This window comes from Plantibacter sp. MMLR14_011, from assembly GCF_001865025.1.
Taxonomy (GTDB): domain Bacteria; phylum Actinomycetota; class Actinomycetes; order Actinomycetales; family Microbacteriaceae; genus Plantibacter; species Plantibacter flavus_A.
In genome coordinates this window covers 265,208-281,570 of record NZ_MJGW01000094.1, presented here as the reverse complement: position 1 = coordinate 281,570, position 16,363 = coordinate 265,208, and the positions used below count along the sequence as shown (strand labels likewise).

The window sequence follows — 16,363 nt, the reverse complement described above, 5'->3', positions numbered from 1 at the left end:
TTCGTGGATGGTGCAGCGTTCTGCGCGGCGGAGGAGTTCGTCGCGGGGTTCGCGGCCGTCTTGGTCGAGGCGGGTGCGGACGAGTTTCGCGATGCGGGTGACGTCCTGCAGGGGCGCGTGGGCGGCGTGCTCGACCGCGATGGCGGAGGCCGTCTCGAGTTCGACTCTGGTGCAGATGCGGCCCGCGTTGCGGAGCTCCCGGACGATGACCGCGGCACCGTCGACGCTCAGGGGTGCTCTGGGTGTGCCCGCAGTGCTTGAGGGGTGGGTGTCGTCGGAGCCTGTGTCGGGATCGGATGGGTCATCGGCGGCAACCGGTTCGAGCGATGCCGCGACTGCGGGGAACGGACATTCCTCCAGCTCGCCGAGCAACCCGCGCGGCTGCGTGATGGCGGCACCGACCTCCGCGATCGCCGCGCCTCGGGTGCGCGCCACCCGCCACCGCTCGGACACCATGACACCCGGGTTCGCGTAACCGGCGGCGCGCACCAGGGTGCCGTCACGGCGGGAAGGCGACGGGCGCAACGCGATCGCGCCGGTGACGCGTGCGGCGAGGACCTCGACCGCGTGCTGCACGGCACCGAGCTCGTCGAGGACCCGGAGGATCGCCTCGTCGTTCATGTTCTCGAGCTGCTCCGCGACACCGGCGCCTGGACGGATCGCGTCGAGCGCGCTCTGCCAGACCGCATCGAACCCGGCCGCGGCGGCGGTGAGCGGGTTCGGTGCGGTGCTGGTCATAGGTCCATCCAAACACGGACCACTGACACTAGAACGGCCAAAGAATTAGCTTTTGATCTGGGAGTTTGTCCAACAGTTGATGCTTGCTCGGAGTGCCCTTCGACAGGCTCAGGGAACGGGACTCCGCGGTTGCCGAAGAGTATCGACAGCCTCGGGCTGTTCCGACGCGCTCAGAGGGCGCTGCTCAGTCGAGCGACGCCGGGACGAGCCGGAACCCACCCTCGGTGACCGGCTCGAGCCGCAGTTGGAAGAGACCGTCGATCACGAGGTCCGCATCGAGTTCGTGCGCCTCGTGCGTCCCAGCGATGCCGACCGTCCAGCAGCCGGCGGCGCGCGCTGCGGCGAGCCCGGCGGGCGCGTCCTCGAACACGACGCACGGCTGCGACTCCATGCCCAGCCGGGTGCGGCCGAGCAGGAACGGTTCGGGGTCCGGCTTGCCCTTCGTGACGTCGTCGAAGGTCACGACGACCTCCGGCCGCACGAGCCCGGCGGCCGCGATCCGGTTGCCGGCGATGAGCCTCGTGCCGCTCGTGACGATCGCCTTCGCGTCGTCGCCGAGCGCCGCCAGTGCCTCCGCCGCCCCCGGGAGCGCGATGACGTCGGCGACCTCGTCGGCCTCGATCTCGATGATCCGTGCGAGTGCTTCGGCGACCTGCTCGGGTGGGAAGATCGCGGCGAGCACCTGGGCGGCGGGCTGGCCGTGTCCCGCGGCGAGCAGGTCGCCCTCGAGACCGTATTCGCGGGCGAGCTGCGCCCATGACCGGTTCACGGCCGGCGTCGAGTCGATGAGGGTCCCGTCGAGGTCGAAGAGTCCTGCGGCGAAGACCTGGTCGAAGATCGGTGCTGAGGCCTCGATGGTCCGTCCGAGGCCGAGCGCGCGTTGGACGGCGGCGAGCTGCTGCGAGGTGGACAACGCCGCTTCGATCGACAGATGCTCGATGGCGGGTGGGGTGTCGGTCGACGGGTCCACGATGTGCGTGTCCCGCTCGGCACCGCGTTCGGCCCGGCGGGCTGCGAGCGTGGCTGCATCGGCGCGCAGCCAGACGGCCTTCGGGACGATCCCTGCCGCCTCGACGAGCGCGTCCCATTCGGCGCCGCCGCGGAGTTCCGCGGTGAAGGGGGCGACGAGCACCGCGCCGACACCGCTGTCGCGCTGGTCGGCGAGGACCGCTCGGAGGGCCGCGTACCGTGCCGGACGCATGGTCGGGCGCAGCTTCGCGTCGTTCCAGTGGAGCGGTTCGGCACCGTCGGGATCGGTCAACGCACCGAGACCGTCGAGCAACGGATTGGTGATGGTGTCGAGGTCGAGGAGCGGGAGTCGGAGGGCCCGGGCGAGCTCACGTCCGAGGGTGGTCTTGCCGCTTCCGGCTGCTCCTGCGACGACGACGATCACGCTGACTCCTCGATGATTCCGGGATGGCGACCCGCATCCGAGGGGGCTGAACGCCTCTTCGATGCAAGTTCCAAATGAATTTGATCTCTTTCAGACAACGTTGCTTGACAACGTTGTCGGTCTGCGGTCAGTATAGGCGCACGAAGGAACGACGGGGTTCTGCAGCTGCACCACCCCGACCGATGACAACGCTGTCAGGAGGTGGAGCCCATGGGCACCTGCAACCCCGCGATCACCGCGACCAGTCCGATCCGGACACGTGCGCACGTCCCGTCGCTCCAGGCCGGCTGCGACGTCCGGCCCGTTCCGCTTCCCGTCAGGGGGACCCGCTGATGCGGCCGCCCGGGATCAAGGATGTGGCTGCGCAGTCCGGCGTCAGCATCAAGACCGTCTCGCGGGTGGTGAACGGCGAACCGTCCGTGCACCCCGAGACCCGAAGCCGCGTGCTCGAGGCGATCGATCGCCTCGGGTACGTGCCCAACACGGCCGCCCGCTCGCTGAAGTCCGGCACCGGCGGCGCGATCGGCGTCCTCATCGACTCGCTCGCCGACCCGTTCTTCGCCTCGCTCGTGAGCGCCATCGAGGCCCGCGCGCTCAAGGAGGGCCTGAGCGTCCTCGTGGCGAGCACCGGGCTCGACGAGGGGCGCGAGCGCGACCAGCTCACCGGGTTCATCGCCGGCCACCAGGTCGCCGGCGTCATCATCGCCCCGGTCGCCGCGGAGCTGCCCTACCTCGAGGCGTTCCGGAACGTGACGCCCGTCGTGGCCGTCGACCGTCCGCTCGCCGCCTTCGACAGCGTCGTGGTCGACGACTACGCCGCCACCCAGCTCGCTATCCACCAGTTCGTCGAGCTCGGCCACACCCGCATCGCCTTCTACGACCGGGACGAACGCTTCCTCACCATCCGTCGGCGCTACCGGGGCTACACCGACGTCCTCGCCGAGGCGGGGATCGACCTCGACCCGTCACTCGTCTCCTGGACCATCGACGGCTCGCTCGACTACGCCGCCGAGACGGAGCGCCTGCTCGGGCTCGAGGACCCGCCCACCGCGTTCTTCGCGTCGAACGCGAAGGCGGCGATCGGTCTGACGAGCTCCCTGCACCGCATCGGGCGAGAGGAGACGGCGCACATCGCGTTCGGCGACTTCACCCTCGCCGACGTCCTGCGGCCGGCCGTCAGCTGCATCAACCAGGATCCGTTCGTCATCGGCACCGCCGCGATCGAGCGACTCCTCGAACTGCGCGAATCACCTGCCGACGAACCGCGCGAGTGGGTCGTCCCGACCTCCCTGGTGTCGCGTGGTTCCGGAGAGATCCCAGGCCCGGCAACGCGTCACACCGTGGACGCACGCACCGCGTCCACCACGAGCATGGTCGGAGGACCAGCAGCATGAGCACGACCCAGCCCACGAGGCTCGCCCAGCCGACGCGACTCGCGCCGAACCTCATCGAGCACTTCTACCGCGGCGGCGACCGCATCGCCGGCCTGCGCGGTATCGAGCAGCAGAGCGAGTTCCAGCCGGAGGAGTGGCTCGGAGCGACCGTGAGCCGCGCCGACCAGGAGCCCGGCGGCGCTATCGGACTCGCCCGCACCGTCGACGGCGTCCTCCTCCGAGACCTCGTCGCGGCCGACCCCGAGCAGTGGACCGGGGCAGGACAGGACCACGGCACCGACGCCGCCGACACCGGCATCCTCGTCAAGCTGCTCGACGCCCGTCAGCGACTCCCCGTCCACGTCCACCCGGATCGAGCGTTCGCCGCCTCCCACCTCGACTGCGCCTACGGCAAGACGGAGGCCTGGTTCATCCTCGACGCCGAGCCCGGTTCGGCGGTCCACCTCGGATGGAGCGAGGACGTCGCTCCCGACGAACTCGACCGCCGTCGCGACGCCCAGGACAGCGAGTGGATGCTGTCGCACATGAACCGGATCGTCGTCGAGCGCGGCATGGGCATCCTCGTGCCGGCCGGCACGGCCCACGCGATCGACGGCGGCATCTTCCTCGCGGAGGTGCAGGAACCGACCGACCTCTCCATCCTCCTGGAGTGGTCGGTCACGACCTCGACGCGCGACGAGTCCCACCTCGGCCTCGGGTTCGAGACCGTGATGGGCGCGGTGTCGACGAAGGCGCTCCCGCAGTCCGAGATCGAACACCTCGTCGTGCTGCACGACCTCGACGTCCGGACGGATGCGCCGGTCTCGTTGTTGCCCGCGGCCGCCGACCCCTACTTCCAGCTCTTCGCCGTGGCGCCCGGCACCGACGGCAGCGCGCCCGTTGACGCCGGCTTCTCGGTCGCGCTCGCGCTCACCGGCGCAGGCGCACTGGTCCCCGAGGCCGGCACCGAGGCCGTCGATTTCGCAGCCGGAGAGGTCTTCGCCGTCCCGGCCGGGTTCGGGCCCTGGACCGTCAGCGGCTCGGGCACCGTGCTCGCCGCCGGACCCGGTGCGGGCTGGCCGGCGACCCTCGCGTCGGGAGACATCCGATGACGCCACCCCTCGACGCAGGACCCTAGATCACGCAGCAGCGCACCACACACCACCGCCCCGAACGGCGGTACGACAGCCACCACACGCCGGACCCGTCCACCGGGGCCGGCTGGAAAGGAACGAGAACGACATGACGACTCCCGTCTTGGAGGCCAGAGGCCTCACCCGGCAGTTCGGGCACGTCCGCGCCCTCGACGAGGCGGACTTCGAGGTCTACCCCGGCGAGGTCACCGCCCTCATCGGCGACAACGGCGCGGGCAAGTCCACCCTGGTCAAGGCACTCTCCGGCAACCTCGCGGTCGACAGCGGCGTGATCAGGTTCGAAGGCGAACCGATCACCCTCACCTCGCCCATGCAGTCGAGTGCGCTCGGCATCGAGACGGTCTACCAGGACCTCGCACTCGCGCCCCACCTCGACCCCGTGCAGAACGTCTACCTCGGCCGCGAGATCATGCGGCCGGGCCTCGGCGGCCTGCTCGGCCTCATGAACGTCAAGGAGATGAGCAAGCAGTCGCGTCACGCCTTCGACGAACTCGGCGCGACCGTCCGTTCGCTCACCGACCCGGTGGGCGCGATGTCCGGTGGGCAGCGCCAGGCGATCGCCATCGCCCGTGCGGTGCACTGGGCCAACAAGGTCGTCTTCCTCGACGAACCGACGGCCGCCCTCGGCGTCCGTCAGACGAAGAACGTGCTCGAGACGATCCGCCGCGTGCGCGACAAGGGCATCGCGGTCGTCTTCATCAGCCACTCGATGCCGCACGTCATGGAGGTGTCCGACCGCGTGCAGGTGCTGCGGCTCGGCCACCGCGCGGCGACGGTCGACACGAAGGACACGAACATGGAAGAACTCGTCGGTCTCATGACCGGTGCCAGCACGAGGAACGTCGCATGAGCGCGGTGAAGCAGGCCGAGATGGGGCCGGAGACGACCGCCATCGAGACGGCCAAGGACCGGGAGACCCCGATCAAGAAGCTCTTCAAGGCTCAGGCCTTCCAGATCTTCATCGTCCTCCTCGTCGTCATCGCGATCTTCTCCGCGATCGCACCCGACACCTTCGCGCAGCTGTCCAACCTGCGGCTCGTCGTGCAGAACGCCTCCATCCTCGCGGTGCTCGGCGTCGGCATGACCTACGTCATCATCACCTCCGGCATCGACCTCTCGATCGGCTCCGTCCTCGTCTTCTCGGGCGTCGTGTCCGCGACGACGATGCGGGCCATGGGCGGCGACGACTGGGGGACCGCGATCGTCGGCATCCTCGTGTCGATCGGCGTCGGCATCCTCTGGGGTACCTTCAACGGCATCCTCATCTCCAAAGCGAAGGTGCCGCCGCTGATCGTCACCCTCGGTAGCCTCGGCATGGCGCTCGGCCTCGCCCAGATCCTCACCGGCGGCGTCGACATCCGCGAGGTGCCGTCGGTCCTCACCGATTCGATCGGGTACGGCAACATCTTCGGCGCAGTCCCGATCATCTCGGTCATCGCCCTCGTCGTCGTCATCATCGGTGCGCTCGTCCTCCACAAGACGAAGTTCGGCCTGTACACCTACGCGGTGGGCTCGAGCGAGGAGGCGGCACGACGCGTCGGCGTGAAGGTCGACCGTCACCTCATCCGCATCTACGCGATCTCGGGTGGCCTCGCGGGTCTCGCCGGCATCCTGTCGCTGTCGCAGTTCGGCACCACCGCGATCGCCGGTCAGTCGCAGACGAACCTGAACGTCATCGCCGCGGTCGTCATCGGTGGCACCTCGCTCTTCGGTGGCTACGGGACGATCTTCGGCACCGTCGTCGGTCTGTTCATCCCCGCCGTCCTCCAGAACGGCTTCGTCATCACCGGCGTGCAGCCCTTCTGGCAGCAGGTCGCGGTCGGCGCCGTCCTCATCCTGGCCGTCTACGTCGACCAGGTCCGCCGTTCCTCCGCAGCCCGCGGTGGATCCACGAGCTTCTGGCGAGCCCTCGTCAGCAGGAAGAAGAAATAACCCCTACACAGATCAACACCCCCCCGCACCATCCCAGTAGTCCAGCAGTTCAAGAGAAACGGGAAATCACAATGAAGTGGAAGAAGTCAGTTCTCGGAGTCCTCGCGCTCGGCGCGTCGGCAGGCCTCATGCTCACCGGGTGTTCCGGTGGCGCGAGCTCGGGCGGCAGCAGCGCAGGCGCAGGTTCCGACGGCTACAAGATCGCGTTCATCCAGGGCGTCGCAGGCGACGAGTTCTACATCTCGATGCAGTGCGGTATCGAATCGGCGGCGAAGGATGCCGGCGCGACGGTCACGACCCAGGGTCCGGAGAAGTTCGACCCGACGCTGCAGAAGCCGCTCGTCGACTCGGTCGTCGCCTCGAAGCCGGACGCGATCCTGGTCGCCCCGACCGACGTGAAGGCCATGGAGGCCCCGCTGAAGGCTGCGGCCGACGCGGGCATCAAGGTCGTCCTCGTCGACACCACCGTCGACGACCCGTCGTTCGCGGTCTCGCAGATCTCGAGCGACAACAAGGGCGGCGGCGCTGCGGCGTTCGACGCGATCAAGGAAGCGCACCCTGAGGGCGGCAAGGTCCTCGTGGTCTCGGTCGACCCCGGCATCTCGACCACGGACGCCCGTGCCGAGGGCTTCCAGGAAGCGGTCAAGGGCGATGACAAGTTCACCGACCTCGGCGTGCAGTACAGCCACAACGAGCCGTCCACGGCTGCCGAGATCGTGACCGCGGCGCTCCAGAAGGACCCCGACATCGTGGGCATCTTCGCAGCGAACCTGTTCGCGGCCGAAGGTTCCGCGACCGGTGTCAAGCAGGCCGGCAAGGAGGACTCGGTCACCATCGTCGGGTTCGACGCGGGTCCCGCCCAGGTCAAGCAGCTGAAGGAGGGCACCGTCCAGGCGCTCGTCGCTCAGGAGCCGGCCACCATCGGTTCCGACGGTGTCGCCCAGGCGATCGCGGCGCTGAACGGCGACAAGGTCGAGGCCAAGATCCAGACCGGCTTCACCATCATCACCAAGGACAACGTCGACGGCGACGCGAAGGATGCCGTCTACCAGTCCAAGTGCGGCTAGGCCTTCCGGCCACTCCGCATCACCAGACCGCGACGGCGTCGGAGCTTCGAGCTCCGGCGCCGTCGCGCTGCGTCCGGCAGCTCCGCATCGACGCCATCCTCCGCGGGGTGCGAGAATCGCGACATGACCCAGGTGATCGTCGCGGCGACCGCGGTGCGCCGGCTGTCCGACGATGCTCCGGGACGGATCGAGGCCGAGGTCGTCGATGCGGCGGGGCGAGCCCACCGCCTGGTCATCACGGTCCCCGAACGCGCGAGCCATGCGGTCACCGCGTCGACCGACGTCCCGTTCCGAATCGGGCTCCGGGCCGAGTACGTGCGGATGGACGGACCGGCCGTGGTGATCCGGTTCGCGGACGGCGTCACCACCACCGAGGGCCTCGGCGGGATCTGCCTGGACCCGGACATCGTCCACTGGTTGTGAACGACTCGATCGACTGACGGTCGGGTCGGCGACGAGTCCTAGGCGACGAGGGTGAGGAGGCGCGCGACCTCGGCGGCGACGGCGTCGCGCGCGGGCCCCAGGTACTTCCGCGGATCGACGAGCGAGGGGGTCGCGTCGAGGTGCTCACGGACGGCTCGGGTGAAGACGCCGTTGATGTGGGTCGAGATGTTGATCTTGCGCATGCCCGCGTCCACCGCCCGCACGAGGTCCTCGTCGCTCACGCCGCTCGAACCGTGCAGGACGAGCGGGACGGGGACGGCCGACGCGAGTTCGCGGATGAGGCCGAAGTCCAGGGTCGCGCTCCGCGACGTCATCGCGTGCGAGCTGCCGACCGCGACCGCGAGGCCGTCGACGCCGGTGCCCGCGACGAACGCCGCGGCTTCACCGGGGTCGGTCCGGACGCCGGGTGTGTGTGCTCCGCCCTTCCCGCCGATCGCCCCGAGTTCCGCCTCGACCCACACGCCCTGTGCCTGAGCCGCGCGGGCGACCACTGCGGTGCGCTCGCGGTTCTCCTCGTCGGGGAGGGTGGCCGCGTCGAACATGACCGAGGTGAAACCGAGACGCACCGCCTCGTCGACGAGCGTCTCGTCCTCGGCGTGGTCGAGGTGCACGGCGGTCGCGGTGCCGGCCTCGCGGGCGAGCTCCAGACTCGCGAGCCCGATCGGCGCGAGGCCGCCGTGGTACCTCGCCGCGTTCTCGGACACCTGCAGGATCACACCCCGGCCCGCGAGCTCGGCGCCGCGGAGGATGGCCTCGCCGTGTTCGAGCTGGATGACGTTGAAGGCGAGGACGGCGCGCTGCGCGTCGAGGAGCGCGGCGGTGGAGACGAGCGTCATGATGGTTCCTCTCGGGGTGCACGCGGGACGATCGACCCGGTGCCGGTGGGGATGGTCAGGTGGTGGCCAGCAGCAGCTCGGGTCCGCTCTCGGCGAGTGCGTCGACGGTGTCCGGGTCGAGCCCGTCGTCGGTCACGATCTGGTCGAACTCGTCGAGTCCCGCGGCTCGGTGGAACGAGGTGGTGCCGAACTTCGCGGCGGTGACGGCGAGGATGCGTCGTCTGGAGATGTCGAGCATCGCCCGCTTCACCTCGGCCTCCTCGGGCAGGGTCGTCGTGGCGCCCGAGGTGAGCCCCACCCCGTTGGCGCCCAGGACGGCGACGTCGGCGTGGAGCCCCGACAGCCGTTCGACGGTCCACGCGCCGACGGTCGCCTGGGTGACGGCGCGGACCCGCCCCGGCAGGGCGAGCACGGTGAGTCGCGGCCGGCCACCGAGCAGGGCGACGATCGGCAGGCTGTTCGTCACCACGAGGAGTCGGCTGGCGTGGGGGAGGAGTGCGGCGACCTCGAGGGTCATCGCACCGGAGTCGAGGAGGACCACTCCCTCCTCGGGGAGCTGCTCGACGACGAGCCTCGCGACGGCAGCGCGCTCGATGCGCTCGCCTTCGCGGCGTCGTTGGAGGCTGGGCTCGAACGCGGGTCGCCGGGCGAGGACCGCGCCACCATGGTGGCGGCGGATGAGCCCCTGTCGCTCGAGTACCGCGAGGTCGCGACGGATGGTCTCCGGCGTGACGCCGAGTCGGCTGCTCAGCTCGGCGACCGACAGGGCGCCGTCGCCGTCGCGGGCACCCGCGAGGATCGCGGCGTGACGCTCTGCTGGGTACATGACTGCTCCGTCCGGTCTGGTCAGCGTATCCGAATCTGTCCGATATCCCTTCCGATTCGGTGGGATCGGTGCAAAGATCAACATGATCGGGCGCACCCGACGACGACGATGACGACGAACGGAAGGCCGCCGATGGCTGAGCACGGGCCGCACAGCGCACCCCACGAGTCGAGGTCGCGGTTCCTCCTCGGGATCGACGTCGGGCAGACCGCCGTCAAGGCCGTCCTGCACGACGAGCGGTTGCTGCCGGTCGCCGTCGCCCGGCGCGCGAGCCCCGTCGACCGCCCGGTCGCCCGGCACGCCGAGCGGTCGCAGGACGACCTGTGGGCCGCGGTCGCCGGCGCGGTGTCGGAGGTGATGGCGACGTCGGGTGTCGACCCGAGCCTGGTCGCCGCCGTCGGGATCACCGGCCACGGCGACGGCCTGCACCTCGTGACCGCCGCGGGAGCGCCGGTCGGCCCGGCCATCACGGCGATGGACTCCCGGGCGCACGTCGAGGCCGCCGAACTCGCCTCCGATCCCGACCGGCTGCGCGTGGTGCTCGAACGCTCCGGACAGTTGCCGACGCCGGGTGCCGCCGGCAACCTCCTCCGTTGGCTGCTCCGGCACGACCCGGAGCGTGTCCAGCAGGCAGACGCGATGCTCTTCTGCAAGGACGTGGTCCGTCTGCGGCTCACCGGCGAGATCTCCACCGACTACTCCGACGCCTGCGCCTCCTTCCTGGACGTCGGGACCGCCACTTGGAGCGCCGAGGTCCTCGACGCCTACGGCCTACCCGCCGAACTGCTCCGTCTGCTGCCGCCGATCAACCCGAGCGGCACGATCGTCGGGTCGGTGCTGCCGGCGGCCGCCGCGGTCACGGGCCTCGTCGCCGGGACGCCGGTCGTGTCGGGACTCCACGACGTGCAGGCCTCCTCGATCGGCATGGGAGCGCTCGTCCCCGGGCGGCTCGCCCTCGTGGCCGGCTCGTTCAGCACCAACGGCGTGACGACGACCCAGCCCGACGTGGACCCGCGGTGGCAGTCCCGCCTCTCGATCACCCCGAACCTGCGGATCGCGATGTCCACCTCGGCGACGGCATCACCCTCCTTCGACTGGACGCTCCGGCTCCTGGGCGTGACCGACGCCACCGGCCGCGACGCGCTGATCGCCGAGGCCGCAGCACTCCCTCCGGAGGAGCAGGTGCCGCTCGTCCTGCCCTTCCAATCGGACTCCCCACTCGGCGCCGAGGCTTCTGCCACGCTCGCCGGCGTCCGCGACTGGCACACGAGGGCACACGTGCTGCGCGGAGCCCTCGAGGGCATCGTGCTCATGCACCGTTGGCACACCCGGGCGCTCGGCGAACGGTTCCGGTGGGACGAGCCGATCGTCCTCGGCGGCGGCCTCGCGCGGTCGCCGCTGTACGTGCAACTCGTGGCCAACGCCCTCCGGGCGCCCGTGACGGTCGTCGACTCCGAGGAGGCCGGGGCCCTCGGCGCCGCGATCGTCGCCGGGGTCGCCATCGGACTCCTGCCGTCGGTGGAACAGGCTCAGCACGACGTCGTCCGACACGCACCCGCCGTCCTGCCGACGGACGCCTCAGCCGCGTACTGGGCCGGGGTCGGAACCGCGTTCGACGAGCTCGTCGAGGCCCTCGGCCCCTGGTGGCGACGACGGGCCGACGAGCCGAGCCCCGACGGTCCGGCGTCGGAACGCGACGACCGTGCCGGGGTGGAACGATGAGCGCGTCCGTCGGCGGCCGCGGGACGGCCACGTCCAGCCCGGTGGACGACCGGCGTCGCGAGATCCTCACCCGACTCGACCAGGACGGACGGGTCGAAGTCGGCGTGCTCGCAGTGGACCTCGGCGTGACCGAGGAGACGATCCGACGCGACCTCCGCGTCCTCGAACTCGACGGACGCCTCCGACGCGCGCACGGCGGTGCGGTGCGCACCGACCTCGACCCGGGCCAGGACTCCGGGGTGTCCGGTGCGCTCGCCGCGCGGGCGCTGACCCTGGTCGACCCGGGCTCAGCGGTCTTCCTCGGCGCGGGCTCCGCCTGCGAAGCGCTCGCCGGGGGCCTCGCGACGACCGCCGGGACCGTCATCGTGACCGCTTCGGTGCCGGTCGCCCTGGCCGCGGCCGCTGCCGAGGAATCGGCCGTCGTCCACCTCGTCGGCGGAACGGCGGACGGGCGCGGTGTCCTCACCGGCGCCTGGGCGCGCGAGCAGCTCGCCGGCCTCCGCCTCGACGTCGCGGTCGTCGAGGCGCTCGGTGTCTCCGCGGACGGCCGACTGCTCCACGCCTCGCCGGAGGAGGCGGCGGTCGTCGCGGCCTCGGTCGAACTCGCCTCCATGGCGATCCTCCTGGCCGACCCGGCGACGTTCGGCGCCGACGGCCTCGCAGCCTCCGTCCCGGCCACCCGTCTCGACGTGGCGGTGGTGCATCAGGGCGTCGACGAACCGACCCTCGACAGCCTCCGCTCGACCGGCGTCCGCGTCGAGACGGCCGGGGCGGACGCATGAGCGGCATCGTGACGGTCACGCCGGCGGCCGCGATCGACCAGACCTATCGCGTCGACGGGCTCCGACTCGGCGACGTCAACCGGGCGGTGGGCGTGTCCACCGAGCTGAGCGGGAAGGGCGTCAACGTCGCGCGGGCGGTCACCCTCTCGCCGCTCCCGGTCCGTGCGGTGGTGCCGATGGGTGCGGACGGTCGGATCCTCGCCGACGACCCGGCGCTCCGGACGTTGCTCGCCGTCGTCCCGACCGACGGTCGGACGCGGGTGAACACGACCATCCTCGACGCCGCGACCGGGACGACCAAGGTCAACGAGCCGGCGATCCCGCTGCGTGCCGAGGACTGGGCCGCCGTCGTCGCCACCTCCGGCGCGGAGATCGACCGGATCGGGGCGGACTGGCTCGTCCTCTCCGGCACGATCCCGACGGTCCATGGCGGCACCGGCCCCGTCGACATCATCCAGTTGCTCCGTCAGGCGGGTGACCGGGGAGCGCGCGTGGCCGTCGACACCGCGGGTGCGGCGCTCGAGACCGCCGTCGCGAACCTCGACCTCGTCCACCTGCTCAAGCCGAACGCGCACGAGCTCGCCGAGCTCACGGGTCGTGAGCTGCTGACGATCGGCGACGTCGCCTCCGCCGCCGACGAACTGCACCGTGCCGGCTGCGACCTCGTCTACGTGAGCATGGGCGCCGACGGGGCGCTCCTCCGCACCGCGGCGGGGCTGTGGCACGCGCACGTCGCAGCCACGGTCGTGAACACGGCCGGGGCCGGCGACGCCTCGTTGGCCGGATTCCTCGTCGGACTCCACGGCGAGGACGGCCGGGACGACCCGGCGGCCGCGGTCGCGTCGGCCGCCGCCTGGGGTGCGCTCGCCGTGTCGAGCGCGACGACCATCCTCACCTCCCTCGAGGCGCTGACCACACCGGTCGCCGTCCAGGACCCCGACCCGACGACACCGCTGAGCGAACCGGCCACGCCGCCACGCGACGAGACGACGACGCCATGATCGATCAGGCCGTTCCACGCTTCCACGCCGCCGTGGACCTCGGTGCGTCGAGCGGTCGCGTCATGCTCGGCCGCTGGGCCGACGGCCGCTTGGCGCTCACCGAGGTGCACCGGTTCCCCAACGGCCCGATCACGCAGGACGGTCGACTCCGGTGGGATGCGGAGCGCCTGTTCGAGGAGACCCTCGTCGGGCTCGCGGAGGCCGTCCGGATCGCAGCGGCCGCGGGCGGTGTGCTCGACGGGATCGGGGTCGACAGCTGGGGCGTCGATGTCGCCCTCGTGGGCGTCGGCAGCGGTACCGCGTTCCCGACCGTGCCGCATCACCGCGGCGCCGACGCCGACGGTCCGGCCCGTGCCGCCGTGCTCGTCGACGCCGCGACGGCCTACGCGGTGACCGGCGTGCTGGAGCAGACCATCAACACCTCCTACCAGCTGCGGTCCCGCGCCGAGGAGCTCGACGTCCGCCGAGCCGACGGCGATCGCCCGACCGTGTTGCTCGTCCCGGACCTCTGGGTGTGGCTGCTCACAGGCGTCGTCGGAGCGGAGCGCACGATCGCCTCGACGACGCAGCTGCTCGATCAGGGCACCGGCAGCTGGGCGGCGGAGCTCATCCGTCGCTGGGGTCTCGACGGCTTCGACTTCCCGCCGGTGGTCGCACCGGGGACGGTCGCCGGCCCGACGACGCCGGAGGTCACCGCGCGTCTCGGGTCGAGCCTGCCGATCCCCGTCCACCGCGTCGCGGAGCACGACACCGCGTCCGCACTCGCCTTCGCCCGCCCGGACGGCGCGGAGCTCCTCGTCTCGAGCGGCAGCTGGTCCCTCGTCGGGGTGTGCCTGCCGGCGCCGGTGCTCACGGAGCACGCGCGGGACGGCGGCTTCACGAACGAGGCCGGTGCCGCAGGATCCTCGCTGCTCCTCCGCAACCTGGCGGGGATGTGGCTGCTCACGGAGTGCGCCCGCGCCTGGTCCGCAGAGGACGGGAGCGCGGTCGACCTCGTCGAACTCGTGGCGGCCGTGTCGGAGGCAGAAACAGACGCGGCCACGGACGTCACGCCCGCCGTGTTCGACGTCGCCGACCCACGCCTGCTCGTGCCGGGGGACATGCCGGAACGCATCGCGACGCTTTGCCGGGAGACCGGACAGCGTCCACCGGGCGGACGGAGCGACACCGTGCGCAGCGTGGTCGAGAGCCTCGCGGTCGCCTACGCCGAGACGGTCCGGGCCTGCGAGGCGATCACCGGGGTGACGATCCGTTCGGTCCGCATCGTCGGCGGCGGATCGCGCAACCGGCTCCTGTGTGCCCGCACGGCGGCACGGACCGGTCTTCCGGTCACCGTCGGCCCGGCGGAGGCTTCGGCGCTCGGCAACCTGGCCGTGCAACTCGTCGCGGCCCGTCACGCGCCGTCGCTCGACGCGGTCTACCGGCACGGCCAGGACGATCACGACCATGACCATGACCATGAGCGGACACCGACATGACCGACCGCATAGACCAGCCGGAGACCGAGACGGACCTCCTCGACCGCTTCGTCGCCTTTTCGCGCGACCTCGGCCGCCCCGATCGGGCGTGGGCGCTCCTGGCGGAGGGAAACACCTCCCTGCTCCTGCCAGAGGACGGTGTTCGGGCGATGCTCGTGAAGGCGAGCGGCGCGTCCATGGCCGTGGCGACCGCCGACGACGCGGTCCGTCTCGCGATCGGACCGGTGCTCGACCTCGTCGACTCGCACGCGGGCGGGGACGCCGAGGTGGCCGCGCTGTTCGATGCCGCGGCGCTCGCGGGGAACGGTCGGCGCCCCTCGGTGGAGGCGATCCTCCACGCCGTCTGCCTCGACCTGCCCGGCGTCGTCGCGGTCGGCCACACCCACCCCGTGCCGGTCAACGCCCTGCTCTGCTCGCCGTCGGCCGACACCCTGACCCGCGGTTCGCTCTTCCCCGACCAGATCGTGGTCCTCGGCACCGATCCGCTGCTCGTGCCCTACGTCGACCCCGGGCTCGAACTCGCCCGCACGGTCCGCCGGATGCTCCGTGGGCAGCTCGCCACGACCGGCCGGGTGCCGAAGGTCGTGTACCTGCAGAACCACGGGATGTTCGCCCTCGGTTCGAGTGCGGCCGAGGTCCTCCGGATCACCGAGATGGCCGTGAAGGTCGCCCAGGTGCTCCTCGGAACGCTCGCCGCGGGCGGGCCGGTGTACCTGAGCGACGAGGCCGTCGCACGCATCGACACGAGACCCGACGAACTGCTGCGTCGAGCCGCGCTCGCCGCACAGGAATCCACGACCCACCGCGCCGGGACGGCGCACGGAAGGACCACGACATGAGCCAGCCGACCAGCGCCACCGACCTCACCGGGCAGGTCGCGATCATCACCGGAGCGTCCTCGGGCATCGGCCGCTCGTACGCCCAGGCGCTCGCCGCCGCCGGGGTGCGCACGGTCCTCGTGGGACGCTCCACCGAGCGACTCTCGGCCGTCGCCGACGCCCTGCCGACACCGAGCGTGTTCCTGGCGGGCGACCTCGCCGACCCCGCCGTGTCCGAGCAGGCCGTCGCCCTGGCGCTCGCCGCCTTCGGACGCCTCGACATCGTCCTCGCCAACGCGGGCCTCTACGTCGGTGGTGACGTCGTCGACACCCCGATGACCGCGATCGAGGAGCTCGTCGGCGTCAACGTCCTCGGAGCGATGGCGACGGTTCGCGCAGCGCTGCCGCACCTCGTCGAGCAGGGTGCGGGCGACGTCCTGGTGACGAGCTCGGTGTCCGGGCACCAGGACATCCACTGGGAGCCCGTCTACTCCGCGACGAAACACGCCATGCAGTCGTTCGTCCACACCACCCGGCGGAACCTCGTCGGATCCGGGGTGCGGATGGGCGCGGTCGCCCCCGGCGTCGTGCTCAACGAGCTGTGGGGGATCGCGGAGGGGGCCTCAGGCGTGGAGGACCAGATCGCCGCACGCACCGGCATCCGCTCCGAGGACGTCGCCGACGCCGTGCTCTTCATGCTCACCAGACCCCGACACGTCACCATCCGCGACCTCGTCATCCTGCCCACCGACCAGGAGATCTGAGCGACTCGCGTCGCCCGACGACACCTCCATCAGCC

General features: G+C 71.2%; 16 protein-coding genes. 12 read left to right on the top strand and 4 right to left on the bottom strand.

All coding sequences use genetic code 11. From position 1 onward, the window contains the following. A partial coding sequence (locus BIU99_RS19170) for a hypothetical protein (RefSeq protein ID WP_139205513.1) occupies positions 1-738 on the bottom strand: 738 nt, incomplete at its 3' end. Positions 739-922: 184 nt separating this feature from the next. Further along, a complete protein-coding gene (locus BIU99_RS19555; RefSeq protein ID WP_083397479.1) occupies positions 923-2,131 on the bottom strand; it encodes an HAD-IA family hydrolase in 1,209 nt (402 codons plus the stop codon). Between the two features lie 356 nt (positions 2,132-2,487). Between BIU99_RS19555 and BIU99_RS19160 the strand changes: the two genes are divergently transcribed. The 6 genes from BIU99_RS19160 (at position 2,488) to BIU99_RS19135 (ending at position 8,080) form a co-directional block, all read left to right on the top strand. Next, positions 2,488-3,525, top strand: coding sequence for a LacI family DNA-binding transcriptional regulator (locus BIU99_RS19160; RefSeq protein WP_071262552.1), 1,038 nt, complete (start codon positions 2,488-2,490; stop codon positions 3,523-3,525). Further along, the gene (locus BIU99_RS19155; RefSeq protein WP_071262551.1) at positions 3,522-4,616 is read left to right on the top strand and encodes a class I mannose-6-phosphate isomerase; all 1,095 of its coding nucleotides are present in this window, start codon (positions 3,522-3,524) and stop codon (positions 4,614-4,616) included. Before BIU99_RS19160 ends, BIU99_RS19155 begins: the two co-directional genes overlap by 4 nt. 130 nt (positions 4,617-4,746) lie before the next feature. Then, positions 4,747-5,508 (top strand): ATP-binding cassette domain-containing protein, encoded by a 762-nt coding sequence (locus tag BIU99_RS19150; RefSeq protein WP_064294785.1) that lies wholly within the window; start codon positions 4,747-4,749, stop codon positions 5,506-5,508. After that, positions 5,505-6,590 carry an ABC transporter permease gene (locus BIU99_RS19145; RefSeq protein ID WP_064294786.1) on the top strand — a complete coding sequence of 362 codons (1,086 nt, stop codon included), beginning with the start codon at positions 5,505-5,507 and terminating at the stop codon, positions 6,588-6,590. Before BIU99_RS19150 ends, BIU99_RS19145 begins: the two co-directional genes overlap by 4 nt. Before the next feature lie 71 nt (positions 6,591-6,661). Then, positions 6,662-7,657 (top strand): ABC transporter substrate-binding protein, encoded by a 996-nt coding sequence (locus BIU99_RS19140; RefSeq protein WP_064294787.1) that lies wholly within the window; start codon positions 6,662-6,664, stop codon positions 7,655-7,657. Between the two features lie 123 nt (positions 7,658-7,780). Beyond that, positions 7,781-8,080, top strand: coding sequence for a hypothetical protein (locus BIU99_RS19135; protein WP_083397477.1), 300 nt, complete (start codon positions 7,781-7,783; stop codon positions 8,078-8,080). A 38-nt stretch (positions 8,081-8,118) separates the two neighbouring features. Here the strand turns inward: BIU99_RS19135 and BIU99_RS19130 are convergent, their stop codons facing one another. Then, positions 8,119-8,937 carry a class II fructose-bisphosphate aldolase gene (locus BIU99_RS19130; protein ID WP_071262550.1) on the bottom strand — a complete coding sequence of 273 codons (819 nt, stop codon included), beginning with the start codon at positions 8,935-8,937 and terminating at the stop codon, positions 8,119-8,121. 55 nt (positions 8,938-8,992) lie between these two features. Continuing rightward, on the bottom strand, positions 8,993-9,763 hold the full coding sequence (locus BIU99_RS19125) for a DeoR/GlpR family DNA-binding transcription regulator (protein ID WP_064294790.1): 771 nt from the start codon (positions 9,761-9,763) through the stop codon (positions 8,993-8,995). 132 nt (positions 9,764-9,895) lie between these two features. Between BIU99_RS19125 and BIU99_RS19120 the strand changes: the two genes are divergently transcribed. The 6 genes from BIU99_RS19120 to BIU99_RS19095 are packed head-to-tail and all read left to right on the top strand — an operon-like array spanning position 9,896 to position 16,328. Next, a complete protein-coding gene (locus tag BIU99_RS19120) occupies positions 9,896-11,485 on the top strand; it encodes an FGGY-family carbohydrate kinase (protein WP_071262549.1) in 1,590 nt (529 codons plus the stop codon). Beyond that, the gene (locus BIU99_RS19115; RefSeq protein WP_071262548.1) at positions 11,482-12,267 is read left to right on the top strand and encodes a DeoR/GlpR family DNA-binding transcription regulator; all 786 of its coding nucleotides are present in this window, start codon (positions 11,482-11,484) and stop codon (positions 12,265-12,267) included. Before BIU99_RS19120 ends, BIU99_RS19115 begins: the two co-directional genes overlap by 4 nt. Then, positions 12,264-13,268 carry a 1-phosphofructokinase family hexose kinase gene (locus BIU99_RS19110; RefSeq protein WP_071262547.1) on the top strand — a complete coding sequence of 335 codons (1,005 nt, stop codon included), beginning with the start codon at positions 12,264-12,266 and terminating at the stop codon, positions 13,266-13,268. The genes BIU99_RS19115 and BIU99_RS19110 overlap by 4 nt, the downstream gene beginning before the upstream one ends. Continuing rightward, a complete protein-coding gene (locus tag BIU99_RS19105) occupies positions 13,265-14,746 on the top strand; it encodes a rhamnulokinase family protein (RefSeq protein WP_071262546.1) in 1,482 nt (493 codons plus the stop codon). Before BIU99_RS19110 ends, BIU99_RS19105 begins: the two co-directional genes overlap by 4 nt. Continuing rightward, the gene (locus tag BIU99_RS19100; RefSeq protein ID WP_064294795.1) at positions 14,743-15,585 is read left to right on the top strand and encodes a class II aldolase/adducin family protein; all 843 of its coding nucleotides are present in this window, start codon (positions 14,743-14,745) and stop codon (positions 15,583-15,585) included. Before BIU99_RS19105 ends, BIU99_RS19100 begins: the two co-directional genes overlap by 4 nt. After that, complete coding sequence (locus BIU99_RS19095) at positions 15,582-16,328, top strand: SDR family oxidoreductase (RefSeq protein WP_064294796.1); 747 nt, start codon at positions 15,582-15,584, stop codon at positions 16,326-16,328. Before BIU99_RS19100 ends, BIU99_RS19095 begins: the two co-directional genes overlap by 4 nt. Positions 16,329-16,363 lie beyond the last annotated feature (35 nt).

Excerpts from the sequence above, each read along its gene's own strand:
- BIU99_RS19115 (WP_071262548.1), top strand. The coding sequence starts at position 11,482 with ATGAGCGCGTCCGTCGGCGGCCGCGGGACGGCCACGTCCAGCCCGGTG.
- BIU99_RS19100 (WP_064294795.1), top strand. The coding sequence starts at position 14,743 with ATGACCGACCGCATAGACCAGCCGGAGACCGAGACGGACCTCCTCGAC.
- BIU99_RS19125 (WP_064294790.1), bottom strand. The coding sequence starts at position 9,763 with ATGTACCCAGCAGAGCGTCACGCCGCGATCCTCGCGGGTGCCCGCGAC.
- BIU99_RS19095 (WP_064294796.1), top strand. The coding sequence starts at position 15,582 with ATGAGCCAGCCGACCAGCGCCACCGACCTCACCGGGCAGGTCGCGATC.
- BIU99_RS19140 (WP_064294787.1), top strand. The coding sequence starts at position 6,662 with ATGAAGTGGAAGAAGTCAGTTCTCGGAGTCCTCGCGCTCGGCGCGTCG.
- BIU99_RS19110 (WP_071262547.1), top strand. The coding sequence starts at position 12,264 with ATGAGCGGCATCGTGACGGTCACGCCGGCGGCCGCGATCGACCAGACC.
- BIU99_RS19130 (WP_071262550.1), bottom strand. The coding sequence starts at position 8,937 with ATGACGCTCGTCTCCACCGCCGCGCTCCTCGACGCGCAGCGCGCCGTC.
- BIU99_RS19145 (WP_064294786.1), top strand. The coding sequence starts at position 5,505 with ATGAGCGCGGTGAAGCAGGCCGAGATGGGGCCGGAGACGACCGCCATC.
- BIU99_RS19120 (WP_071262549.1), top strand. The coding sequence starts at position 9,896 with ATGGCTGAGCACGGGCCGCACAGCGCACCCCACGAGTCGAGGTCGCGG.
- BIU99_RS19155 (WP_071262551.1), top strand. The coding sequence starts at position 3,522 with ATGAGCACGACCCAGCCCACGAGGCTCGCCCAGCCGACGCGACTCGCG.
- BIU99_RS19135 (WP_083397477.1), top strand. The coding sequence starts at position 7,781 with ATGACCCAGGTGATCGTCGCGGCGACCGCGGTGCGCCGGCTGTCCGAC.
- BIU99_RS19150 (WP_064294785.1), top strand. The coding sequence starts at position 4,747 with ATGACGACTCCCGTCTTGGAGGCCAGAGGCCTCACCCGGCAGTTCGGG.
- BIU99_RS19105 (WP_071262546.1), top strand. The coding sequence starts at position 13,265 with ATGATCGATCAGGCCGTTCCACGCTTCCACGCCGCCGTGGACCTCGGT.